Source organism: Ruthenibacterium lactatiformans (genome assembly GCF_000949455.1).
Classification (GTDB): domain Bacteria; phylum Bacillota; class Clostridia; order Oscillospirales; family Ruminococcaceae; genus Ruthenibacterium; species Ruthenibacterium lactatiformans.
In genome coordinates, this window is the sequence record NZ_JXXK01000002.1 from 142681 (window position 1) to 166523 (window position 23843).

General features: G+C 59.6%; 22 protein-coding genes and 2 riboswitches. Of the genes, 11 read left to right on the forward strand and 11 right to left on the reverse strand.

The genetic code is table 11. The annotated features are described in order from the left end of the window. Window positions 1-6 precede the first annotated feature (6 nt). The 5 genes from TQ39_RS02650 to ytvI all read left to right on the forward strand — a co-directional run bounded on the left by TQ39_RS02650 (window position 7) and on the right by ytvI (window position 5865). Complete coding sequence (locus TQ39_RS02650; protein WP_050004460.1) at window positions 7-576, forward strand: hypothetical protein; 570 nt, start codon at window positions 7-9, stop codon at window positions 574-576. Between the two features lie 112 nt (window positions 577-688). Continuing rightward, a complete protein-coding gene (locus tag TQ39_RS02655; RefSeq protein WP_156146155.1) occupies window positions 689-1276 on the forward strand; it encodes a phage scaffolding protein in 588 nt (195 codons plus the stop codon). 698 nt (window positions 1277-1974) lie between these two features. Then, the gene (locus TQ39_RS02660) at window positions 1975-3198 is read left to right on the forward strand and encodes a helix-turn-helix domain-containing protein (RefSeq protein WP_050004462.1); all 1224 of its coding nucleotides are present in this window, start codon (window positions 1975-1977) and stop codon (window positions 3196-3198) included. A gap of 225 nt (window positions 3199-3423) precedes the next feature. After that, window positions 3424-4635: a S1C family serine protease gene (locus tag TQ39_RS02665; RefSeq protein ID WP_009326058.1), complete on the forward strand. Its 1212-nt coding sequence runs from the start codon at window positions 3424-3426 to the stop codon at window positions 4633-4635. Between the two features lie 156 nt (window positions 4636-4791). Then, window positions 4792-5865 (forward strand): sporulation integral membrane protein YtvI, encoded by a 1074-nt coding sequence (gene ytvI / locus TQ39_RS02670; protein ID WP_009326059.1) that lies wholly within the window; start codon window positions 4792-4794, stop codon window positions 5863-5865. Window positions 5866-5939: 74 nt separating this feature from the next. Here ytvI and TQ39_RS02675 read toward each other — a convergent pair whose 3' ends face one another. The 7 genes from TQ39_RS02675 to TQ39_RS02705 all read right to left on the reverse strand — a co-directional run bounded on the left by TQ39_RS02675 (window position 5940) and on the right by TQ39_RS02705 (window position 14510). Beyond that, window positions 5940-6824 (reverse strand): AraC family transcriptional regulator, encoded by an 885-nt coding sequence (locus tag TQ39_RS02675; RefSeq protein ID WP_050004561.1) that lies wholly within the window; start codon window positions 6822-6824, stop codon window positions 5940-5942. Between the two features lie 151 nt (window positions 6825-6975). Further along, a complete protein-coding gene (locus TQ39_RS02680) occupies window positions 6976-7653 on the reverse strand; it encodes a ComF family protein (RefSeq protein WP_050004463.1) in 678 nt (225 codons plus the stop codon). Between the two features lie 17 nt (window positions 7654-7670). Further along, entirely contained in the window at window positions 7671-9881 is a 2211-nt protein-coding gene (recD2, locus tag TQ39_RS02685; protein WP_050004562.1) for an SF1B family DNA helicase RecD2, read from the reverse strand. 253 nt (window positions 9882-10134) lie between these two features. Beyond that, window positions 10135-10455, reverse strand: coding sequence for a hypothetical protein (locus TQ39_RS02690; RefSeq protein ID WP_050004464.1), 321 nt, complete (start codon window positions 10453-10455; stop codon window positions 10135-10137). Window positions 10456-10530: 75 nt separating this feature from the next. Then, complete coding sequence (locus tag TQ39_RS02695) at window positions 10531-12291, reverse strand: glycosyltransferase family 2 protein (protein WP_117472339.1); 1761 nt, start codon at window positions 12289-12291, stop codon at window positions 10531-10533. A 292-nt stretch (window positions 12292-12583) separates the two neighbouring features. After that, the gene (metK, locus tag TQ39_RS02700) at window positions 12584-13726 is read right to left on the reverse strand and encodes a methionine adenosyltransferase (protein ID WP_050004466.1); all 1143 of its coding nucleotides are present in this window, start codon (window positions 13724-13726) and stop codon (window positions 12584-12586) included. 73 nt (window positions 13727-13799) lie between these two features. Further along, window positions 13800-13899: riboswitch (SAM riboswitch) on the reverse strand. 44 nt (window positions 13900-13943) lie between these two features. Continuing rightward, window positions 13944-14510, reverse strand: coding sequence for an ECF transporter S component (locus TQ39_RS02705; RefSeq protein WP_009326066.1), 567 nt, complete (start codon window positions 14508-14510; stop codon window positions 13944-13946). A 110-nt stretch (window positions 14511-14620) separates the two neighbouring features. After that, window positions 14621-14778: riboswitch (FMN riboswitch) on the reverse strand. A 152-nt stretch (window positions 14779-14930) separates the two neighbouring features. Here TQ39_RS02705 and TQ39_RS02715 point away from each other — a divergent pair. The 6 genes from TQ39_RS02715 (at window position 14931) to TQ39_RS02740 (ending at window position 19146) form a co-directional block, all read left to right on the forward strand. After that, window positions 14931-16049: a mechanosensitive ion channel family protein gene (locus TQ39_RS02715; RefSeq protein ID WP_009326067.1), complete on the forward strand. Its 1119-nt coding sequence runs from the start codon at window positions 14931-14933 to the stop codon at window positions 16047-16049. After that, complete coding sequence (locus TQ39_RS02720; protein WP_050004468.1) at window positions 16046-16774, forward strand: hypothetical protein; 729 nt, start codon at window positions 16046-16048, stop codon at window positions 16772-16774. The genes TQ39_RS02715 and TQ39_RS02720 overlap by 4 nt, the downstream gene beginning before the upstream one ends. A gap of 269 nt (window positions 16775-17043) precedes the next feature. Next, window positions 17044-17418, forward strand: coding sequence for a GntR family transcriptional regulator (locus tag TQ39_RS02725; protein ID WP_009326069.1), 375 nt, complete (start codon window positions 17044-17046; stop codon window positions 17416-17418). Window positions 17419-17421: 3 nt separating this feature from the next. Then, window positions 17422-18285 (forward strand): ABC transporter ATP-binding protein, encoded by an 864-nt coding sequence (locus tag TQ39_RS02730; protein WP_050004469.1) that lies wholly within the window; start codon window positions 17422-17424, stop codon window positions 18283-18285. After that, the gene (locus TQ39_RS02735) at window positions 18282-18923 is read left to right on the forward strand and encodes an ABC-2 transporter permease (protein ID WP_009326071.1); all 642 of its coding nucleotides are present in this window, start codon (window positions 18282-18284) and stop codon (window positions 18921-18923) included. The genes TQ39_RS02730 and TQ39_RS02735 overlap by 4 nt, the downstream gene beginning before the upstream one ends. 1 nt (window position 18924) lies before the next feature. Further along, on the forward strand, window positions 18925-19146 hold the full coding sequence (locus TQ39_RS02740) for a hypothetical protein (protein WP_009326072.1): 222 nt from the start codon (window positions 18925-18927) through the stop codon (window positions 19144-19146). A 104-nt stretch (window positions 19147-19250) separates the two neighbouring features. On the opposite strand, the gene TQ39_RS02745 is transcribed toward TQ39_RS02740, so the two are convergent. The 4 genes from TQ39_RS02745 to TQ39_RS02760 all read right to left on the reverse strand — a co-directional run bounded on the left by TQ39_RS02745 (window position 19251) and on the right by TQ39_RS02760 (window position 23820). Next, complete coding sequence (locus tag TQ39_RS02745) at window positions 19251-19952, reverse strand: L-ribulose-5-phosphate 4-epimerase (protein ID WP_050004470.1); 702 nt, start codon at window positions 19950-19952, stop codon at window positions 19251-19253. A gap of 15 nt (window positions 19953-19967) precedes the next feature. After that, on the reverse strand, window positions 19968-21551 hold the full coding sequence (locus TQ39_RS02750; RefSeq protein ID WP_117472347.1) for a xylulokinase: 1584 nt from the start codon (window positions 21549-21551) through the stop codon (window positions 19968-19970). A gap of 125 nt (window positions 21552-21676) precedes the next feature. Then, the gene (locus TQ39_RS02755; protein ID WP_050004472.1) at window positions 21677-23152 is read right to left on the reverse strand and encodes an L-fucose/L-arabinose isomerase family protein; all 1476 of its coding nucleotides are present in this window, start codon (window positions 23150-23152) and stop codon (window positions 21677-21679) included. Between the two features lie 32 nt (window positions 23153-23184). Beyond that, window positions 23185-23820: a DUF4867 family protein gene (locus TQ39_RS02760; RefSeq protein WP_009326076.1), complete on the reverse strand. Its 636-nt coding sequence runs from the start codon at window positions 23818-23820 to the stop codon at window positions 23185-23187. Between the last annotated feature and the right edge of the window lie 23 nt (window positions 23821-23843).

The following is a 23843-nucleotide window of genomic DNA, read 5'->3' on the forward strand; positions in this document are numbered from 1 at the left end:
AAAAACATGAACAATTACACCGCAAACAAAGAATTGAAAGCCGTACTCGACGATTTTGTAGCCCAGTATGCAGCCGCGTGCGAAGCCTCCCGCGTTGCCTTTATGAAGTCCTCCAAGGGCGGCGACAGAATCCCCGAGCCGGGCCACCTGTACGGGAACGATGCCAAAGAAGCCTTTGACCAGACATGCGCAGAGCTGCGCAGTCGGGCCGCTGCTGTGCTGGACACCATGACCGAAGAAGCGCGGGCGCAGCTGTATGCCGTACCCGACAGAGATTGCAGCGCGATAATTAACGCCGTAAACGGACGCACGAACCTGACCAGAGAAGAAGTTGACGGCCTGCTGACCAAGTACGGCTATAACGCGCTTACTTATCGCGCCATCGCCTCCGCTGCAAAGGCAAATGAAATCACGGTCAACGACTGCCCGCAGCAAGTCCTTTTTAACGACTTGGTAGAACTGCGCAGAGCCTTTGACGAGACACTCACGACCGCAAGTGCCGAGGCCGGGCACGCTGCGGAGGGCTTTGCCGAGTTGTTTAAAATGATGAATATTGACAGTGTTATCCCGGAGTGACGGAGCGGCGGCGGGCAAGGGTGGGGGGCCTCCCCCCTCCCTCCCTCAAGGCGACCCCATGCCGTCCAGCGCCGATTTACACACAGGGAATTTTCAACAGGGAGGTTATACAGTGAAAAGAGACGAACTAAAAAGCATTATACCAGATATTACCGATGACCAAGTAAACCAGCTTATGGCCATACACGGCGCAGACATTGAGCGCCACAAGCAACAGCTTGCCACACTGACCGCCGAGCTGGAAGAAGCAAAAGGCAAATACCACGAGACAGCCGACCGTCTCGCCGGGCTGGATGCCGAGTACAAGGCGAAAGCCGAAGCGGCTGAACAAGCCGCCGCCGAAAAACTAGACGGGATGCAAAGGGAATTTGAATTTCAGAGCGCGGCAATGATGGCAATGTCTGAAATCAAATTCACCAGCAAATCTGCAAAGAAAACATTTATGCGAGAGCTGCGGGAAAGAAACTTTCCAATTCAAGAGGGTAAAATTATCGGCTTTGATGAATTTTTTGCCGAAGCCCGGCAGGCAGACCCCGCCGCCTTTAGCTCGAGTGGATACCCTGTCATAAGAGACGGCGGCGAACCCATGCACCCGGTAACCGTTCCCGTAGATCCTGCGGAGGCTTTCGGGGAATTTGTCGAGAACAGCTTGTCAGGAAAGCCGTGGGCCGAGCCTGGCGGCTGGGAACGCATCGTTTAATACAGAGGGCCGGATATCCTCCGGCCCCATCATACCCCAAAGGCCGCACGAGGCCGGCAGAAGTGCCTCCTTCTGTTCGGCTTGAAAGCCTCTACCCTAGTGTTCTTTTATAGCCATGTTCCCCAAATTTGAAGACAAGCACCAACTATAATTAGAGCGAGCCCCCCTATTACTGACGGTCTATTATACAATGCTTTTTGCATTTTCCCTTCGTCCAATGCTTGGGCCGTCCGCATTTCTTCACATTGTTTCTTGCTTAGCCTTAGGGCAGACCATAAGGTCAGTATTGTGCCTCCTGTAGATAAAATGATTCCGAATGTTAAAAGAATACGTTCCATTTGAGATGAGCACTTCCCCTTCATTTTTATACCACTATAGGCCCTTTCCTGTACAATGTCAAAGGCCCCCGCTTTGACCCTTCCACGGGCTTCGGCGGGGGCAAAAGTTTTCCCTTATTTTTTCCCTTTATGGAGTACCAGCGCATGGAACGGGATTCCACGCCATACAAAACAAACCTTGATTTTATGCGGGTTTATGGTATCCTGTTCCATAGGATTCCACGCGGGAAAATAACAACCTGCAACCGCCGGTTGCCGAAATGGAACACCCAGTTGGTGGCCCCGCGCCCGCGCTTTTGTTAGGATGAAATCGGAGGGCGGGCCTGTTCCCGCCTCACTTTTCCTCAGGAGGACACAACTATGACGATCAACGAACGCATTCTTGCGCTGCGCCGGGCGGCAGGCCTTTCCCAGGAGGCTTTGGCCGAACAGGTGGGCGTCTCCCGTCAGGCCATCGGCAAATGGGAGAGCGGCGCTTCTCTGCCCGGGCTGGATAATCTGCAGGAGCTGGCCCGCGCGCTGGGCGTAAGCTGCGACGAACTGCTGACAGGAAAAGAGTCCGGAACGGAAAATACCGCCGGACAGGACGGTGTGGCGCTGGAAAGCGTAAAAGCCCTGCTGGACGCGCAAAATGCGGCGCAGGCCCATGCGGCCCACCGCCAGCGCATCCTTCTTGCGGGCCTTGCCGCCGCGCTCGCCTGCGTGGGTGCGGCGCTGGTGTACCTCGGTGTGTATTACGGGGGCCGCATGCGGGAGCTTTCCAGCCGTGTGGACGACATCGGCGCAAACGTGGCCGGCATCGAAGGCAGCATCGATATGCGTATCTCATCCATCCAGTCCAGCATAGAAGAGAGCCTGCGCCAGCAGGCCAGCATCGTGGCTGGTTTTGATTGGGACTACGGTGTCCCCGGTACAGAACGCCGCGTACCGTTGACGGTTACGGCCACACCCAAAAACTACCGCGACGGTCTTTCCGCCGTGTTCACTCTTACGCCGGAGAGCGGTGTGCCTCAGACAGCCGCCGGGACGCTGCTGGCGGGCAATGCGTTTTGTGCGGAGTTGGCCGTTCCCCTGGAAATGGAATACCAGGACTTTGCGGTATCCGTCAGCTTCACGCTGGATGGGGAGGCCCAAACGGAGGAGCTGTTCCGGGAATACGATTTTGTCTCGGGCTACCAGACGACGGTTTCGGTGACGCCCACGGAATTTAAAGCACAGCACTCCGGGCGCAGGACGGACGGTACCGCCGGAATGACGCTGGGCGGGGATTTTGAGCTTTCGGTAAATCGCGCTTACCGCGAGAACTCCGCCGTTCCCGCGCATGCGGTAATCGAGCTGGTGATCGACGGCGAGGCGGTACAGCGGCAGGAGATGGATCTTTCGGCTGATTTTCAGCTTGTCTCCGGCGGCGCCGGAACCGCCGATGAACAGGCGGAAGAGATCCTTTCCGGCATCACCTACTATCTTTCCTTCCCGGAAGAGGTCTACGCCGCACCGCAGAGGGAGGCGGAGCTTGTGGCCGCCGTCACCGACAGCAGCGGGCTTACCGTCACCGCACGGCGGGACCTGTATCGTGTTGGTTGAATCCTATACTCCAAACGCCGTGCGGCGGCATTCTGCCCGTTGCACGGCGTTTTCTGTCTCCGGCCGCATTTGTTTGCCTGTGCGTCCGTGTTTTGACAAAATTTACTTTTTGTCTCTTTTCTTCTTTGTGCGCAGCGGGTATCATAATAGCATACGTTGGGGCGGCACGTCTTTTCACCTCCGGTATGGCGGAGCACGCTCCATCCACAACAGGAGCGATGAAGTATGAGCGTTTATTCTTACGGCCCGCAGGGGCCGGACGGACAGGGGTATCATTCGCAGGGAAACCGGCGTGCGGACGAGCCGTTCGCTGCGCCGGGCGGCAGCGGGCCCGTGATCGACATGGTCCCCGCAAGGCAGAGAAAGCGCCACCCGTTTTTGTACGGGCTTGTGCTGGTGGCTCTGTGCGGCGCAGCGGCCTATTTCGGCACTGTATACGCCAACAGCCGTACCATGCCCGAACCGCAGAACGTCGTGGTGTATCAGGCGCCGTCCGGAAACGCGTCCGTGACCGGGGGCGCGCGCCTGGATGCGGCCAGTGTTGCCGCGGCGGCCAGCGATTCCGTGGTTGAGATCACAACGGAATCCGTGCAGACCGGCAGCTATTTCAACCAATATGTTGCCACAGGCGCAGGCAGCGGTGTGATCATCTCTGCCGACGGCTATATCGTCACAAACGACCACGTTATCAGCGGTGCAAACAGCATTGCGGTGCGCCTGCATGACGGCACCACCCTGGATGCCGCTTTGGTGGCCACCGACGCCAAGACCGACCTCGCTGTTATCCGCGTACAGGCACAGGGGCTCATTCCCGCCACACTGGGCACCTCGGCAGACCTTGTGGTGGGCCAGCCCGTGGTTGCCATCGGTAACCCGCTGGGCCGTTTGGGCGGCACGGTAACGGACGGTATCATCAGCGCCAAGGACCGGGTGATCAGCATTGACGGAGAGCATATGACGCTGCTGCAGACCAACGCAGCCGTCAACCCCGGCAACTCCGGCGGCGGACTGTTCGACGCGCAGGCGCGTCTGGTGGGCGTGGTGAACTCCAAATCCTCCGGCTCGGACGTGGAGGGCCTTGGCTTCGCCATTCCCATCGACACAGCGCGTCCCGTCATCGAGCAGCTCATCACCCAGGGCTATGTCAGCGGCAGGCCGTCGCTGGGCATGGAGCTGGTGGAGCTGACATCCTACCGCTCTGCGATTTTCGCAGGCACCGGACGGCTGGGCGTATATGTGAACAACGGCGGCAAAACGGGCCTGACGAACGGCGATTACCTTCTCTCCATCGACGGGCTTGCCATTGAAACGATGACCGACGTAAAGACCGCTCTGTCCGGGCACTCGCCCGGGGACACGGTGACGGTGCAGTACCTGCACAGCGGTGCGGTACGGGAAGCCGCCGTGGTACTTGTGGAGGATATTCCCGCTGCATGAGCTTTTTGCGCACTTTTTGAAAAAAACGTAAACTTTTGCGGATATCCTATATTTTCCGCACGGATAGGGGTATAATAAAGTATTATGGGTGCTGTATATTTTTCACGGTGCCCAATCACCGGCACGCGCTGCGCAGCCGGACATGGAGGTGGGCGCTTGCAAATCGAAAAGATGCGGGCCTTTATCATCAGGGTCCTGTTTTACTGCATCATCCTCGGGCTGGCCTACGCCGTGCTGAAATATGCGCTGCCGTTCCTGATGCCCTTTCTGGTAGCGTTTCTTATCGCCTTTATCCTGAAGCCCGTTATCAACTGGGTGACACAAAAAACAAAGCTTGGGCGCAAGCCCGTTTCGGTTTTGCTGCTCATTGCGTTTTATGTTCTGGCGGCCGCTCTCATCACGGTGCTGGGTACGCGGCTTGTGATTTTCTGCCGCGATATTTTCTACGCGCTGCCGCAGGTGTACGACACGGTTGTGGCCCCGGCGCTGAATTCGCTGCAGGACACACTGGAAAACTGGGTGATGGCCCTGAACCCCACGCTGACGGATTTTGTGGAAAGCGCCGGCAACAGCCTGTCGTCCTCGCTGTCCTCAATGGTCACCGCCATCTCCACAGGCGCTCTGAGCGCGGTAACGAATGTGGCCGGTTCCGTGCCGTCGTTCCTCGTTAAGTTCATCATCACCATCGTCGCGTCGTTTTTCTTCGTTTCGGATTATTATGCCATCACCTCTTTCCTGGCGCGTCAGCTGCCCCAAAAAGCACGGGACATGCTGTTCAAGGTGAAGGAAAAGGGCGTGGACGTTATTTTCAAATTCGGACGGGCCTACGCCATTTTGCTGAGCATCACCTTTGTGGAGCTTCTCATCGGTTTTTCTCTGTTGCGGGTGGACTACGCCCTGCTCATCGCGCTGCTCACCGCCATTGTGGACATCCTGCCTGTGCTCGGCACCGGCACGGTGCTCATCCCGTGGGCGGCGGCCATGCTGATTCTGGGCAACTTCCCGCTGGGCATCGGGCTTCTTATTTTATATGCCATCATCACCGTAGTGCGCCAGATGCTGGAGCCGCGCGTGGTAGGCAAGCAGATCGGCCTGTATCCGCTGGTAACGCTTGTGTGCATGTTTGTCGGCACCTATCTGTTCGGTTTTGTAGGGCTGTTCGGCCTGCCCATCATCGCCACGGTTCTGGTGCAGCTCAACCAAAGCGGAGACATCCACCTGTTCAAGTGAGCCTGTGCAGAGCATGAAAAAAAGCGTCGTTTGACTATTTGTACAACGCGCTTTTTTATTTTCCTCGGTATGGCTCAGCGCTCTGCGGGCCGCACGGGCAGCAGCTCAATATAGCCCCGGTCACCCACAGGCTCCAATTGTATGCGTGGGTTCGCGCCGTCCCACACATAGCCCAGACAGGCGGGGTCGTACTTCTCGATGGCGCCGCGCACCTGCCCAATGGCCTCGCAATAATCCGCCTCTGCAAACGGCTCGCCTTGAAACATCAAATATTCCGCCGCCGGCAGGCGAATCACATCAAAGCCCTCGGGCACGGGACCGTCATAATCCTCTGCGGTCTCCACACCCTGTACATATTCGGACGTACCCGGAGCGCGCTGCTCCGGCGTCAGCCACAGGCACACCGGCTCTCCGCAAAGGGACTTCATACTGGTGAGCGTGCCCCAAACATCGCAGCCGACCTCTTCACAGTAGGCGAAATAATCCCGCGCCTTTACTCCGCGCTTCAAAATGACCTTCCGAGCGGGCTTTTCCACACGCTGTACAAACACCGTTTTCACATTTTCCATTTTTTTCGGCTCCTTTCGCAATTCCCGGTATCTTACCCCGTAGGGAACAAAAAGGCACAGCGGAACAGGCTTTGCCGCGTATTCGCCCGGGTTGCAGCCGAACGCGCGAAAAAACGCCCGCTGATAACCGTCCACGCTGCCGAACCCCAGCTCGAACGCCACGTCTGTAATGCGGCAGCCTTCGTCCCGCAGGCGCAATGCGGAGCGGGACAGACGCAGCCGACGGATATAATCCGCCGGCGTCAGCCCTGTGTGCCGCCGGAACAGCCGGTACGCATACCAGGGCGAAAACAGCGCGGCCCGGGCCAGGTCCGCCGGAGTGATCTCCCCAGCCAGATGCTGTTCGATATAATCCTGCATGCGCTGTACCGCTTCGATCTGCTGCGTCATGCCGTTCCCTCCCGACACCGAGGCTTCCGTCCTGCCGCCAGACGCTTGCTTCGCCTTAAGCGCACCTCCGCCCGCGGCCTGCATCTGCCAGGCAGGCATAGGATACCACACCGCCTCCGGCCCGCGCTCGACCTTTTTTGCCTTTTCGGCCTCAGCGCGTCGCCGCCGCGCATACGCCCCGGCATTCCGCCGCGCCTGCCGCGCGCAGAGCTTTTGCACATTCGTTCAGCGTGGAGCCTGTGGTGAGCACATCATCCACCAGCAAAATCCGCTTTCCCTCCAGCGGCGCATCCGGCCGGGCTGAAAATGCATTCTTCAAATTTTTCCGGCGCTCCCCACCGGAAAGAGCCATCTGCCGGGGCGTTTCCCGTATTTTGCAAAGCGCCTGCATCACAGGCAGCCCCAGCTCCCGGCCCAGCGCGCGCGCCAGCATCAACGGCACGTCATAGCCGCGGCTCCGCCGTTCCCCTCTGCCGGAAGGCACCGGGACCAATACATCCACATTCCCCAGACACCCCGCCGCTTTCAACGCCTCTGCCTGCAGCAATGCCAACGGGCGTGCAAGATCGGTGCGCTTTTCAAATTTCAGCCGCAGAACCGCGTCCCGCACAGGCGGCTCATAGAAATACGGCGCATACGCCGCATCCAGATGCTCCAGCGCGTGCCCCTGCTTCGGTACCGGCTGCCTTAGAGGACGGCGTATGCACGCCAGCGCCGGCCCGCATACGGCACATGGACCGGAAAAGCCCAAAACCGCATCGCAGAAAGGGCAGCGGCGCGGGAACAGAATATCCGCGCACAGCTCAAACAGCCGCTTTGATTTTTTCAAAGAGCTATCCCCCCTGTTCACAGCGTTTCGTCCCGGATCAGATCGGCCAGACAGGAAAACCGTTTGTTCCTCCGCACGCTGCGCACCATCTGCGCCACCTCCGCGCTATGGCCCGCAAGGATACAAAGCGTTTTTGCACGTGTGACGCCTGTATACAGAAGATTGCGGTAGCACAGCTTGGGCGGCACGTCCATCACCGGAATGATGACAGCCGGGAATTCGCTGCCCTGGCTTTTGTGGATGGTGACGGCATAGGCCGGCTCCAGCTCCCGCACATGCTCGGCGGTGTATACCAGCAGCCTGTCCTCGCTGCGCACCGTCACACTGCCGCCGCGCACGTCCACATCGACGATCACGCCCATGTCGCCGTTAAACGCGCCCGCGCCCTCCTCGCCGCCGTCGGGCCGGGTATACGGAATGTCGTAATTGTTGCGCACCTGCATTACCTTATCGCCCACACGCAGGATCTTGTCGCGGATATTTAGCTGCGGGCGGCCCGGTGCGGGCGGGTTCAGCCGCTGCTGCAGCGCCGCGTTCAGTGCAACCGTGCCCAGCGGGCCAATTTTAGACGGACACAGCACCTGAATGTCTTCGAACGGGTCGAATCCATAGCTCTGAGGCAGGCGGCGGCACACAAGGTCGCACACCAGCTGCTGGCAGGCTTCGCCGTCGGATTCCAGCATGAAAAAATCACTGTCCCGCGAGCCCTTGCCGGGCAGCTGTCCTGTGACGATGCGGTGCGCGTTGGAGACGATCATGCTCTCGGCCGCCTGGCGGAAGATATCCCGCAGACGGATCGTAGGCACTACGCCGGAGGCGATAACGCCGCCCAGCACGTTGCCGGCGCCCACGCTGGGCAGCTGGTCCTCGTCTCCCACCATAATGATCTTGCATTGCGGCTTGAGCGCCAGCAGCAGGCTCTCAAACAGCATCACATCCACCATGCTCATCTCGTCAATCACCACAACGTCGCATTTCAGCAGGTTTTTTTCGTTGTGGATAAAGCGCACGGTGTCATTGTTCGTATAATCCACCTCCAAAAGGCGATGGATGGTCTTTGCCTTGCGGCCTGTCAGCTCCGACAGGCGTTTCGCAGCACGGCCTGTAGGCGCGGCCAGGGCCACACGGTCCCCATTCTGCTCAAACGCGGCCAGCATGCCGTTTACGGCCGTCGTTTTACCTGTGCCCGGCCCGCCTGTGAGCACCAGAGCATTGGCGCCAAGCGCCGCTGCGATTGCCTCCCGCTGCAAAGGCGCATAGGTGATGCCCTGCGCCGCTTCGATGCGGGCGATGGTCTTTTCCGCGTGCTCGCCCCCGGCGCAGGGATACTTGATCAGCCAGCGAAGGTGGCGGGCCACGGAAAGCTCCGCCCGCATATATTCAGGCAGGTATACCCATGCTTTTTCCCGGTATTCCACGGCGCATAAATCGTTGTTTTCCAGCATGAAGGCCAGCGTGGAAGCCACAGTCTCCGGCTCCACGCCCAAAAAACCGGAGGCCGCGCCGCACAGCTTGTCCTGCGGCAGGCAGGCGTGGCCGTTCTGCAGATTGTGGCGCAGCACGAACAAAAGCCCTGCGCACACGCGCTCCCGCGCGTCATACTCAAGGCTCATGCTCTGGGCAATGGCGTCCGCCACGCCGAAATCCTGATAAGCGGGATACCCGCACAGCACGTACGGATTGTGGGAGACGACCTCGACCGTATCAGGCCCGTACTGGCGGAACAGCGCGACAGCGGCGGAGGCCGGCAGGTTATATCGCGCCAGATATCCGATGGCCTCCCGCACGCCGAAGATACGCTTGAATTCGTTGGAAGCCGCCAGAGCCTTTTCCGGCGTGATGCCCTTAATCTTCGTCAGCGCCATGGGATCGCTGGCGATGACCTCCAGCGCATCCGCGCCGAAAACATCCACGATACGCCCTGCCAGTGCTTTGCCGATGTACGGCAGCGCGCCGCTGGCAAGGTAGCGCCGGATTGCCGTTGCGCTCTCCGGCATGCGCACCTCACACGCCTCCACGCGGAATTGTTCGCCGAAGCTGGGGTGTGTGACAAAGCGGCCGTGCAGCGTCACGTCTTCTCCCACATTCACATCCGAAAGCTCGCCCACCGCGGTGTAAAGGTCTCCCCCGCTGGAAAATTCCAGCACCGTGTAGCCGTTTTCCTCGTTGCAGTATACGATATTTTCAACTGTGCCCGAAAGGGTCTGCCATTCCTGTTCCTGCGCCATGCGCGTCTCCCTTTTATTCTTTCGCCTGTCGAAAAAGCCGGGCTTCTCCGCCATGCTGCCTGCGGACAGCGCTTCCGGCCCTGTTCGCCGTACAAGACGGCCCGGGGCGGCATTCGCCGTGTGGCTTGTACTTTGCTCCGCAAATGCATCCGGCTTTTCGGCTGCCGGCTTTTTCCCGGGTATTTCTTTTTCCTCTTTGTTTTCTTTGATGCACCGCGCTCTTCTCTGCTTCATGCCGGAGCTGCGCGGTGCGTTATTCCTGCACCTTGAGCTGAGCCTGCACCACTTGCGCCAGTGTGTCCGGCGTAGCGAAGGCCACACCCCGCATTCCCGCTCCCGGCGGCGTGAAAGCGTCCTCCTGCGGGCACAGCACCACCACCGCGGTGTCCGGCAAAGCCGCGCGTGCATCCAGCACGCCGGCCCACATCTGCTCGCTTGTGTCCGCCCGAAGCACCACCAACGCTTCCGCCGCTTTTCTGCGGCGGAACAGGCAGTTCGTCAGAAGGTCCGACAAATAATACGCGCCCAGCACCGCGAACATCGTCACGATGATCAGCATCACTCCGCTCAGCATTTCATGCACCTCCGTTTTCCCTGACACTACTCCCAGCATATGAAAAACAGGGCCGGACTGTGCGGCGCGGGCGGTTTATTCACCGCGCTTTGCCTGCTGCTCCAAAAATTCATGCAGCTCACCGCGCGCCTCCAGGCAGCGCATGTCCGCGATCATGTCATCATAATAGCGGCGCATATCCGCCAGCGTGACGTTGAAGCACAGCGAAGCATCACTGTAAAAATCCGCGTCGCTTTTGCGGTATGCCTCCATGCGCGCGGCCGCATCGCTTTGGGCCGCGGGCTGCACGAAAAGGCTGGTGGCCCGGCGCACGTCCGGCGCATGGGGGGTGATGCGGCGCCCGTGCTCCAGATATTTCAGCCACATCCCCCAATCCTCATGGGCTTCCAGCGTTTCGATGAGGCCGCCGTACCGCTCGAACAGACTGCGGCGGAACAGCACGGTCTGTATAGGAATGCGGCAGTTTTGACACATGGTAAAACGGTCGATGCGGTCGAATACCATGGGGCGTACCTCCGTGACGGTTCCGTCCTTCGCCACGAACATCGCCATGGCGCTGCCCAGCACGAGGTCCGCTTCCGGGTGCGCGCACAGCACACCCGCCAGCAGTTCCAGGTGATCGGGATAAAAGAAATCGTCATCGTCCAGAAAGTTGCACAGCGCTCCCCGCGCCGCCGCAAGCCCCCGGTTGCCGTTGGCTGCACGGCCGTGGAACCGGCCATCGTTCAGATAGCGTATGGGCAGCTCCGCAAAATCCCGCTCCACCATTTCCCGTGCCGCAGGCGGGCCGTCCTCCGCGACGATGATCTCAAAACTGCGGTATGTCTGCCAGCGCAGGCTCTCCAGCGTGCGCTTCAGTGTCTGCGGCCTGCCGCAGGTGCGCACAATGACAGAAATGAGCGGCGTTTCCTGCGGCGGCGTAAATTTCCACAGGCCTCTGTCCGGTGAAAAGCCGCCTTCGAAGCGTGCCGGACGCGCGCCGTATTCGGCACGGTGAGAAAAACGCCAGAACAGGAAAGGCCACAGCTTTATAAAATGACGCAGATAATTTTTTGCCAGAACGCGGCGCACACCGTTGAAATGCAGCGGACGGCGAAGCGCGCCCAAATACATTTTATGCCCGCGCCAGATATCCCGCCAGGAGCCGAACTTATAACGCAGCAGCAGATTGCCGTAGAAGCTGCCCGCATATTCTCCCAATTTGGGGCCGCCGTTCTCATAGGAATAATGGGTGACGCGCGCTGCGGGCACGTATTGCAGCCGGTATCCTCCGGCGCGCAGCCGCCAGGAGAGGTCCACATCCTCGCAGTACATGAACAGATGTTCGTCAAAACCGCCGACAGACGTAAAAGCGGCGCGCCGGACGGCCAGCGCCGCGCCGCTGGCCCAGCTTGTCTCCAACGTTACGGGATCGATGTGATGCCCTGTTTCATAGGGAAGCTGACGGCACTCAAACGCCGCCGTTTCCTGCGGCGCGCGCACGGCGGCCTCGTCCAGGCGGAGGAATACGTCGGGCCAGACTTCGGTGTCCAAATTCAAAAAAAACAGCAGCGGCGCGCTCCCTTTTGCCGCGCCGCGGTTGCATGCCGCGCCGAACCCAAGGTTCGCGCCGTTTTCCGCCACGGTAAAGCCGCCGAAAGCCGGGTATTCCCCTGCCATGCGCCGCAGCTCCTCCAATGTGCCGTCGGTGGAGCCGTTGTCGGCGAAAACAAGGTGCAGCTCCTCCAGCGGATACTGCACGGCGGCCAGCGCGGCCACACATGCGCGCAGCCATTTCATGCTGTTGTAGGTCACCATCACGATATCATAACGCACGGTGTTTTCTCCCTTTTTCATCGTTGTCACGGCTCCGCCGGCGGATGCATTCATTGCTCCCGACACCGCTGCAGCGGCGTGGCGGAACTATTTTATAGCTTTGCACAGCAAAGCCATAAAAAGCTCATCTTAATGGCCGCAGGCCAGGGACGGCCTGCATGGCCCCCAAAAATAGGCCGTGGCTATTTTTTATAGTATAACACAAACCGGAAGGCAAAAAAAGCGGCGCGCGCCCTTTCTGCCCTCCGGCTCCTTCTTTTTTATTTCCTCAGCATTTTATGCGCTGCGCCGTGGAAAACGATGCATTTTCCGTTTACAGGCCCATGGCCGCACGCAGGGCCCCCGCTTTATCCGTCTGCTCCCATGCAACGCCCAGCTCCTCACGTCCCATATGGCCGTAGGCCGCAAGCTGACGGTAAATAGGCCTGCGCAGGCCCAGCTGCTCGATGATGGACGCCGGCCGCAGATCAAACACCTGTTCCACCGCGGCTTCGATGGCAGCCTCATCCGCCGCGCCTGTGCCGAAGGTGTCCACGCGGATGCTCACCGGCTCGGCCACTCCGATGGCGTAGGCAAGCTGCACCTCACACTGCTCGGCCAGCCCCGCGGCCACCACATTTTTGGCTACCCAGCGCGCGGCATAAGCCGCGCTTCGGTCCACCTTCGTGGGGTCCTTGCCGCTGAACGCACCGCCGCCGTGGCGGCCATATCCGCCGTAGGTGTCCACGATGATCTTGCGGCCCGTCAGGCCCGAATCGCCCTGCGGCCCGCCCACAACAAAACGGCCCGTGGGGTTGACATAGTATTTCGTCTGTTCGTCCAGCAGCTCGGCGGGAACGACAGGGCGGATCACATGCTCCAGAATATCTTTGCGCAGCGCCTCCATCTCCACCTCCGGAGCGTGCTGAGTGGAAATGACCACAGCGTCCACACGCACGGGCCTGTTGCCCTCGTATTCCACAGTCACCTGGCTCTTGCCGTCCGGGCGCAGATAGTCCAGCGTACCGTTCTTGCGCACGTCCGTCAACCGCTTTGCCAGCTTGTGCGCCAGCGAAATGGGCAGCGGCATCAGCTCCGGCGTCTCGCGGCAGGCGTAGCCGAACATCATGCCCTGGTCGCCCGCGCCGCCCGGGTTCACGCCCATGGCGATATCGGGGCTCTGCTCGTCGACATTGGAAAGCACGGCGCATGTGTCCGCGTCAAAGCCGTATTTGGCGCGGGTATAACCGATGTCCCGCACAACGTCGCGCACAATCTTCTGGAAATCCACATATCCTTCCGTGGTGATCTCACCCATGATATGCACAAGGCCCGTACTGGCAGTCACCTCACAGGCCACACGGCTGTTCGGGTCTTTTTCCAGCAGCGCGTCCAGAATGGCGTCGGAGATCTGGTCGCAGATCTTATCGGGATGTCCCTCGGTGACGGATTCGGAGGTAAAAAGTTTTCTTGCCATTTTTGTTTTCCTTTCTTGTTTCCTGCAAAAGCGCGTAAAAAAGGCCCGGCAGACAACACCGGGCCTTTGCATCAGCTTATCTTTCGGTGTTACCCGCAGGATTTGGCACCTTGCTGTTACAGCAGGTTGCCGGACGTCACAGGGCCTGTTCCCTCAGTCGCTCTTGATAAGGTTTATTCATTTGTGTATAACAGTATAGCAGAACACCATGCGCCTGTCAAGAGGCGGCCGGTTCTTTTTCGCCGAACACCAGACGGCTGATGGGCTTATACACAAGATACGTAATGACGCTGTTGATGGCCGCCTTGGCCAGGTTGAACGGGATGATGGCCGGCAGCAGCAGCTTCACCACCTCGCCCACAGGCGAACCCATAAACAGCGGTGTGAACACCAGGTTGCACACACACATCACGGCCGTCATGGCCAGCGTGCCCGCGGCAAGGCCCAGCAGCGCGGCCTTGCGCGTACGATGCGCCCGGTACAAATTGCCTGCCAGAAGCACAAACGTGCCCGTGGCCAGAAAATGCATGATGATGCCGATGGGGCCGCTGGCCGCGCTGACCGTTACGCCCTGGATCACGCATACCACGGCTGTGAGCGCCAGCCCCGCGGCCGGGCCGAACAAAAAGGTTCCGATGAAAATGGGGATGTCCGCGGGGTCATATTCAAGGAAAGGCGCGGCAGGTACCAGCGGGAAATGGATGAGCGCCACCAGGACGATGGCCAGCGCGGCCAGCATGGCCAGCGTGGTGAGCTTGCGGGTATTGGCGGAAACATTGCGCATGGATAAAACCTCCAAAATAAAATTTCGAGGCCTGCTCGTGGGTGTCCGGGCCGCCGCCAAAACAAAAACGCCCTTCTGCGAAACGCAAAAGGGCGAAACATCTGGCACTGCCGCCGTTTCTTTCATCCGGACTCGACACACCGCGCAAAAACACGGCACGCACACCGTCGGCTTTGGAATTTCACCAAATCAGCGGTACATGCTGCGCATATACCGGTCGCGGGCTTTCACCGCCGGTGGGGAATCTCACCCCGCCCTGAAACAGACTTTCTGTACCATATTATAGCGCATTTTCGCGCGATTGCAATAGAATGGCCACAAATTTCCCGGCAAATATGTTATACTATGTATTATCTACTCAAACGGTTGGTTTTGCGTTCGGCACATCCGCGCGCGGAGCCGCAAAAGGAGGTACTGTTTTTGACCGAAACTGTGGAGACCATTGAAAATATTTCTCAAAACAGCAACACGCTGGTGCAGTGCCTTATCTGCGCCGCGTGGTTCGCCGGTTTTTTCATCGCCAGCCGTGTGTTCAAGCATGTGGTCGGCCCGCGCCTTACCCGAGCCGCGCAAAAAATTGAACGTCCCTATCTTTCCACGCTGCTGCAAAGCTTCATCCGGCCGTGCGCTCTGTTCATTGCGCTCATCGGCCTGTACATCGGCGTGCGGCTGCTGCCCTTTGATTTCATCCACACCGACGCATGGCGCACCGCGCAGAATCACGCCGTGCGTATCGCTTTCATCGTGCTGCTGGCCTGGGGACTGCTGGGGGCTTCCAAATGTGTAGAGCTGGCGCTTGTGGGCACGCGCAGCCGCTTTGACCTGGGCGCGGGCGATACCGTCATCCGGTTTCTGGAACGCATTTACAAGGCTGTGATCCTGCTGTTCGCAGGAGTACTCGTCGTCACCGAGATGGGCTACAATGTCAACAGCCTCATTGCCGGGCTGGGCCTGGGCGGCCTGACGTTTGCGCTGGCGGCCCAGGACTCCGCCAGCAACTTTTTCGGCGGCCTTGTCATTATTTTTGAAAAGCCCTTTGAACTGGGAGACTGGATCAGCACCGCATCTCTGGAGGGTTCGGTGGAGGACATCACCTTCCGCAGCACAAAGATCCGCACGCTGGCCAATGCCCTCACCGTTGTGCCCAACTCCAAGCTGTGCGGAGAGCCCATCACCAACTGGACACGTATGAAAATGCGGCTGGCGCAGTTTACGCTGGGCCTGACCTACGGAACGCCCAAGCGAACCGTGGAAGCCGTAACGAACCGGGTGCGCGCCATGCTGGAAAACCACCCCGGCGTACACAGCGAGACCGTGCAGGTACGCCTTTCCGAATTCGCAGACAGCAGCATCGACATTGCCGTGCAGTTCTACACCAAAACCACCGACATCGTGGAATACCGCGCGGTAAAAGAGGACGTCAATCTGCGCATCATGGACATCATGGCCGGGGAGGGCGCCTCTTTCGCGTTCCCCTCCCGCAGCATTTACATTGAAAACGCGCCGTCCCTGCCGGACGGCAAAGGAGGACTACAATGAAAAAAATAACAGCCTTTGCATTTTGTCTGACGCTGGCGTTTTTCCTCGCCGCCTGCGGTAAAGCTCCCGTTTCTTCCACGGGCGGCGCTTCCCTGCCGCCGTCTTCTTCCGGCAGCGCTGCATCCTCCGGCGCGTTATCCACAGCGGGCGGCGCTTCCTCCGCGCCCGCGTCTTCCAGCTCGTCCCCGAGCAGCGAATCCCCCTCTGTGGATACCTCCGGCTGGACGCGCCGCTTCATATCCCTGCCTGTCATGCATCCGGACGGCGGCGCCGGTGAAAAAGCCCTCGTCATCCTCAGCGCGCCCACGGACTGGGAGTACGACAATTACACAACCTTTACGCGGGACGGTATCAAGGTTGCCGAAGTTCTGAACCTGTGGCCCGCCACCTCCGGTGCGTCTCCGTTCACAGACGCCATGACGGAGCCGTATGCGGACAACAGCTTTTACCCCGAGGGATACGGCCTGCTTTCCACCGAAGACACGGAGCTGAACGGCAATGCGCTGCGCATCCTGCATATGAAGACCTGGCCCGATGACGCGGACAAGCCCTGGTATCCCCAGTATATGTTTTATGAACTGGACGGCTATGTGGTGGAGCTGCATTTCCTTACGGATGAAGAGAACGGCCGCAGCGCGGACATTTTCCGCGCCGTACTGGGCACGATGGAATTGCATTTCAGCGAAAAAGAGGCCGGCGGCAGTTCTTCTTCAGGCGGCGCCTGACCGGCTTTCTTCTTCATCCTCTTTTCTCATCCTTTGCGGGGCGGCTTCGGCCGCCCCGCTTTTTACAGCTTTGCAAAGCCAGACCAGCGGAGTGCTCCGGCCCACGGCCCTAAAATTACGGTGTGGGACGCAAAGTGGACGGATGCATATAAAAATATGCCGGATCGGCCGCGGCCATTTTTATAAAAATCCTGTTTTTCCTATTGACAGCGTGTGTATACAAGTATATATTGTATATACAGTATATATACAATATTTCGAGGTGCCTCATGGATATCATCATCAGCAATGCCAGTGGTAAGCCCATTTACGAGCAGATCACAGTGCAGATCAAAAGCCAGATCCTTTCCGGCGCGCTCACGGCGGGGGACGCCCTGCCCAGTATGCGCACGCTGGCCAAGGAACTGCGCATCAGTGTGATCACCACGAAACGCGCCTACGAAGACCTGGAGCGCGACGGCTTTATCGAAACCGTTGCGGGAAAGGGGAGCTTCGTGGCCTCAAAGAACGCAGAATTCCTGCGCGAAGAAGCGCTGCGGCGGGTGGAGGCTGCCTTACAGCAGGCTGTGGACACCGCGTCGCGCAGCGGCGTATCGCCGCAGGAGCTGCGCCAGATGCTGGAACTTTTATTGGAGGGAAATTAGAATATGAACAGCGCGATCGAAGTGCGCGGGCTTTGCAAGCATTACAGGGATTTCTCCCTGCGGGACGTCTCGTTTACCGTACCGGGCGGCTCTATCATGGGCTTTATCGGCGAGAACGGCGCGGGCAAAACCACTACAATCAAATCCATTCTGGGCCTGCTGCACACGGATGGAGGCTCCATCTCGGTACTGGGGCGCGACCCTGTCACGGACCGCCGCGCCATCGGGCAGGATATCGGCGTTGTGCTGGACGGCAGCTTTTTCTACGAGGGCATGCGCGCGAAGGATATCTCGGCCGTGATGAGCCGCCTGCACAGCCGATGGGACAAAGAGTCGTTCGCGTCGTACTGCAAGCGGTTCGCTCTGCCCATGGAAAAACCGTTTAAGGAATTCTCAAAGGGCATGCGCGCCAAGCTGGCGCTCACCACGGCGCTGGCGCACCATCCCAAACTGCTGGTGCTGGACGAGGCCACCAGCGGGCTGGACCCCGTAGTGCGCAGCGAAATGCTGGATCTGTTCCTGGAATTCATTCAGGATGAGGAGCACAGCATCCTGCTCTCCAGCCACATCACCAGCGACCTGGAAAAAGTGGCGGACTATATCACGTTCATCCACGCGGGAAAGATCGTGTTCAGCAAAACAAAGGACGATATCCTGGAGCAGTACGGCGTGGTGAAATGCGAAAAAGCGCGCGCCGCGGCCCTGGACGGCGCGCATATATTGGGCCGGCGCGACAGCAAATTCGACGCCGAGCTGCTGGTGGACAACCGGCCCGAAGTGGCCCGCCTGTACCCCGGCATACTGACGGAACAGGCCACCATTGACGATATCATGACTTTTTTTGCCAAAGGAGCGTACGACGCATGACCGGACTGATGCTGAAAGACATGTATTCTCTTCGCACTTATTTTCTCAAGCAGCTCGCGCTGATGACTGTGCTGTATTTGGCCATCTCCGTGGGCCTGATGAAAAACTTCTCTTTTCTTTCCCCGATGCTGACAATGAGCGTGGTGATGATGCTCATTTCCAGCTTCAGCGTGGACGAAGCATCCAGCTGGGATTCCTACGCGCTGACACTGCCCGTCACGCCCCGGGCCATCGTGGGCGCGAAATATCTGCTTTTTTACGGCGCCCTGCTGGGTACGGGCGTTATCGCATCTGTCCTGTGCGGCGTGCTGGACAGTTTTACCTACCGCAACGGCTTTCTTGAGATTGCGGCCAGCACCGGCGGCGTCATCGTCGTATACATGCTTGTCACCGTGTTCATGCTGCCGTTGTTTTTTAAGCTGGGTGCAGAAAAGGCCCGCGTTGCCATGACACTGTGCTTTATCCTCCCCTTTCTGCTCATCGTCTGGGGCTTCAGCTGGCTCGGTGACGGAGCCGCAGCTTTTGTTGAGAGCCTTCCCTGGCCGATGATCGCCACGGTGGGCGGCCTTATTCTGGTGCTGCTGTGCGCCGCCTCCTTTTTCGTGTCTGTGAAATTTTACGAGAGCAAGGAGTATTGAGATGAAAAACAGCCGTCGCTGCTCCAAATGCGGCGGTTCGGACATCGTCCGTATACCGGACCGCCGCGGCCGCTGCGCCAGCGGGAACAATATTTATACTTCCAACTTTGAAAACTTCGGCAAGATACCGGTCATCCGCTATGTGTGCTGCAGCTGCGGCTATGTGGAAAACTGGGTGGAAGATCCTGCCTCCCTGCAGGCCATCCGCACGCGCTTCGGTTGACTTGCAAATGGAAAACCGCTCCCGCCGCACGCCCATTGAATGGGCTGCAGGGAGCGGTTTTGTTTTATGGTTCAGCGGCGGCGCTCTGCGCGGGCCGTGCGGCTCTATCCGCGGGCCTGCCCGTAATATGCGCCCGGGCCGTGCTTTCGCAGGAAGTGCTTGTCCTGCACATATTGGGGCGCAGGAGCCGCGCCCGGGTCGATCTGAACCGTCAGAAGCGCCATTTTCGCCACTTCCTCCAGCACCGCGGCATGATATACAGCCTGAGCCGCGTCTTTGCCCCATGCGAAAGGCCCATGGCTGCGGCAGATGACACCGGGCACATGGACCGGATCAATGTCCCTCGCACGGAATGTCTCAACGATGACCGTTCCGGTATTTTTCTCGTAATCTTCTTCCACCTCCGCGCCCGTGAGAGCGCGCGCGCAGGGCACCGGCCCGTAGAAATAGTCCGCATGTGTTGTGCCGTAGCACGGGATATCCCGTCCGGCCTGTGCCCAGGCCACCGCATGGACGCTGTGAGTATGCACCACGCCTCCGATCTCAGGGAATGCCCGATACAGCTCCAGATGCGTTTTTGCGTCCGATGACGGATGGAGCGCCCCTTCCACGCTGTTTCCATTCATATCCAGCACCACGAGGTCTTCCGGGCGCAGCGCAGAATATTCCACCCCCGACGGCTTGATGACCATCAGGCCCTTGCTCCGGTCAATACCAGACACATTCCCCCATGTGTATGTGACAAGGCCCCGGCGAGGCAGCTCCAGATTGGCCTCATATACCACTTTGCGCAGTTCTTCCAGCATATGGCCTCCCCTCCCTTAGCGCAGCGCGGCCGCGGCGGCTTTTTCCACCGCCAGCCCGCTTTTGTAATCCGTCAGAAAGCGCGCGAAACCCGCCGTATCGGCAGCGTCCGGCTGCTGCACGCTGCCCTGCGCTCCCCGGAACACCGTGTCAGCCAGATATTCTTCCAGCGTTTGGCCTTCGGCCCGGCGCACGCAGTAAGCCGCCAGAAGCGCCATCCCCCAAGGGCCGCCCTCTCCCGCTGTTTCCATCACGGCCACAGGCACGCCCAGCGCGCCCGCCAGCAGCTTCTGCCCCGCCACCGGAGTCTTGAACAGCCCGCCGTGGCCCAGCAGCGTATCCAGCCGCACGCCTTCCTCCACCACCAGGATATCCATGCCCAGCTTCAGCGTTGCCATTGCCGCGTAAAGCTGCACACGGGCAAAATTGGCCAGTGTGAAGCGTGCATCCGGACGGCGCATAAACAGCGGCCGTCCGCTCTCCACACCTGTCACCGGTTCGCCGGAGTAATAGTTGTAGCTCACAAGGCCGCCGCAATCCGCTTCGCCTTCCAGCGCCTTTTGATAGAACAGGTCGTAAAGACGCGGCTTTTCCAGCTTCGCACCGGCGGCTCCGGCCATTTCGCCCAGCACGCGCACCCATGCGTCCAGATCAGATGTGCAGGTGTTACAGTGTACCATCGCCACCGGTCGCCCCGTGGGGGTGGTGACCATATCGATCTCCGGATACACCCTGGCGAGCGGGCGTTCCAGCACCGCCATGGCAAACACGCTGGTGCCCGCCGAAACATTGCCCGTGCGCACGCCCACGCTGTTGGTGGCGGCCATGCCCGTGCCCGCGTCCCCCTCCGGAGGGCACAGCGGCACACCGGGGCGCAGCACGCCGGTAGGATCCAGCAGACACGCGCCCTCCGCCGTCAGCGTGCCCGCGGCCGCGCCGGCGCAAAGCACCCGGGGCAGAATATCTGCAAGGCGGTAAGGCATACCTTCCTGCGCCAGAAGCGCGTCAAATGTTTTTTCCATTCCCGCGTCGTAACCGCATGCCACGCTGTCAATGGGGAACATGCCCGACGCTTCGCCCACGCCCAGCACCCTTTCCCCCGTCAGCCGCCAGTGCACATAGCCCGCCAGCGTGGTCAAGTATGCAATGTCCCGCACATGGGGCTCGCCGTCCAATATAGCTTGGTACAGATGCGCAACGCTCCACCGTTGTGGAACGTTGAACGCAAACCGCTCCGTCAGCAGCGCCGCGGCGCGTTCTGTTGTCGTGTTGCGCCAGGTGCGGAAGGCTGCAAGCTGCGCGCCGTCCCGCGCAAAGGGCAGGTATCCGTGCATCATACCGGAAACACCCATTGCGCCCACGGTATGCAGCGGCGTGCCGTACCGCTCCTGAACCTGCCGGGCCAGCCGGGCAAATGCATCCTGCACGCCCGCCCATACGTCATCCAGGGCATAGGTCCAGTATCCGTGCTCCAGACGGTTTTCCCAATCGTGCGCACCGCTGGCCAGCACAGCATGCTCCGGCCCAATGAGCACCGCTTTGATGCGCGTAGAGCCAAGCTCCAGCCCCAGCGCTGTTTTTTCAAGCTGTATTTCCGCCATGAATCTACTTCCTCTCATCTCCGACAATTCCAATCGAACGGCCGGGATGCGCGATGGCGCATCCCGGCCGTAGTTTTCCTTTACCGGCATCCGGGCAGTCCAGCCGCAAAACAAACCCGCAAATATTATACAAACGGATTCTCGCCGGGGTACGGCAGGCTCCTGGGCTGATTGTAGGCAATGCCCGTCACGCCCAGATACTTGAACACCTCAAACAGCGCCTTGCCCCAGTGCCCGAACGCCACCGCGCCGTGGTGTGGGTAACGCTTTGCAATCAGTACATGGCGGTAGAAGCGGTCCATCTCCGGAATGGCAAACGCTCCGATGGAGCCGAAGCTCTCGCAGTCCACGTCCAGCACCTGCCCCTGCGCGACGTATGCCTTCAGCTGTGTGTCCGCGGTGGACTGCAGACGGAAGAACGTGATATCGCCGGGCTTGATGTTGCCTTCCATGGTGCCGCGTGTGATGTCCGGCTCCGGCAGCTCCGGCTCCAGATCGCGTTTCATGATGAGCTGATAGCCCATGTGCGGGTCTTTCAGCATCGCACAGCTGGTGTTGCCGCAATGGAAGCCCATGAAGGTCTCGGGCAGGCGCACATCGTATCTGCCCCTGATGGCCTTGTCGTAAATGGATGCGGGCACGGTGTTGTTGATGTCCAGCAGCGTGGTGGGCGCGCCGGAAACGCACACGCCGATGTACTCGGACAGCGCGCCGTAAATATCCACCTCGCAGGAAACGGGAATTCCCATGGCCGCAAGGCGGCTGTTTACATAACAGGGCACAAATTTGAACTCCGTCTGGAACGCGGGCCAGCACTTGTTGGCAAACGCCACATACTGCCGCGCGCCTTTGTGAGCCTCGGCCCAGTCCAGCAGCGTCAGCTCGTACTGGGCCAGACGGGGCAGAACACCCGCATACTTGTTGTTTCCGCCCAGCTCCGCCTGCATCTCGGCCATTTTGGCCGGAATGCGCGGGTCGTCCGCATGCTTGTTGTAGGCGACCAGTAAATCCAGCTCGCTGTTTTCTTCCACCGCCACGCCCAGGTCGTACAACGCTTTGATCGGCCCGTTGCACGCCAGAAAATCATCGGGACGCGGGCCGAAGGTAATCAGCTTCAGCCCTCTCAGGCCCAGGATGGCCCGGGCGATTGGCACAAATTCCGCCACCTTTTCAGCCAGCTCCGGCGCCGTACCCACGGGATATTCGGGAATATACGCTGTTTTTCCCCGCAGGCCCAGATTGTAAGAGCAGTTGAGCATACCGCAGTAGGCGTCGCCGCGCCCGTCGTGCAGGTCTCCGTCGCCCTCGGCCGCGGCCGCATACATAATAGGCCCGCTGAACCATTCGGCAATCAGCGTTTCCGGCGTTTCCGGGCCGAAATTCCCCAGGAACACGACCAGCGCATTCACGCCCGCAGCCTGCACATCCTCCACGGCCCGTCTGGCGTCCAATTCATTTTCCACTGTGACGGGGCACTCGTACAGGCCCTCGCCATAGGCAGCCTTTATCGCTGCGCGGCGCCGCTCGGACAGCGCCATAGGGAAGCACCCGCGGCTCACCGCAATGATGCCCAGCTTTACTTCGGGAATATTTGCAAACATCTCCATCTCTCCTTTTCTGTTGTCCGGCCAGCTCACAGGCTGTCCGAAATATCGATATTTTCTCCTGCAAGGCCCACATAAGCGCCCTGCGCGGCTTCGTCCGACGCAGCGTGTGCCAGCAGCCATTTATTGCGCGCCCACAGCAAAGCATCCTCCCCGCCGCGCTGTACAACGGACGGCTTTTCGGTATTGGTGCCGCGCGGCAGCACAACGGCCGTGCAGAAGCCTTCCGCCGCATTTGTATGGCAGGGCGCATAGTGCAGCGTGGTGGCGTACACCTCCACGGCCATACCCGCCGGCACGCGGAACGCCTTTACTTTTCCGGTGTCCAGCACCCCGTTTTCGATCTCGTCCTGCTTTCCCAGCAGCAGGATAAAATCCCGCGCGCCCACATTCACCTCGCTGTCCCGGTGGTATTCCAGGCAGTTCAGCCTTGTGTTGTAGCCCCAGCACAGGCCCAGCTGTATGGGCATCCCTCCATAGGCGTTATTTTGCAGCGCGCCGTACAGCGCACATTCCTCCAGTACGGGGATGGAAGGTTCGTAGGCCGTGCCCTGCTCCGGCATGGGGATGGACCGCATGGCCGCACACAGAGGCGCGGTGTCGTAACCCTCCAGTATTTTGCCGTACGGGCGGAACGCCGCGTCTGTAACAGAATAAATTTTCATCGCACTTCTCTCCTTCGTCTTTG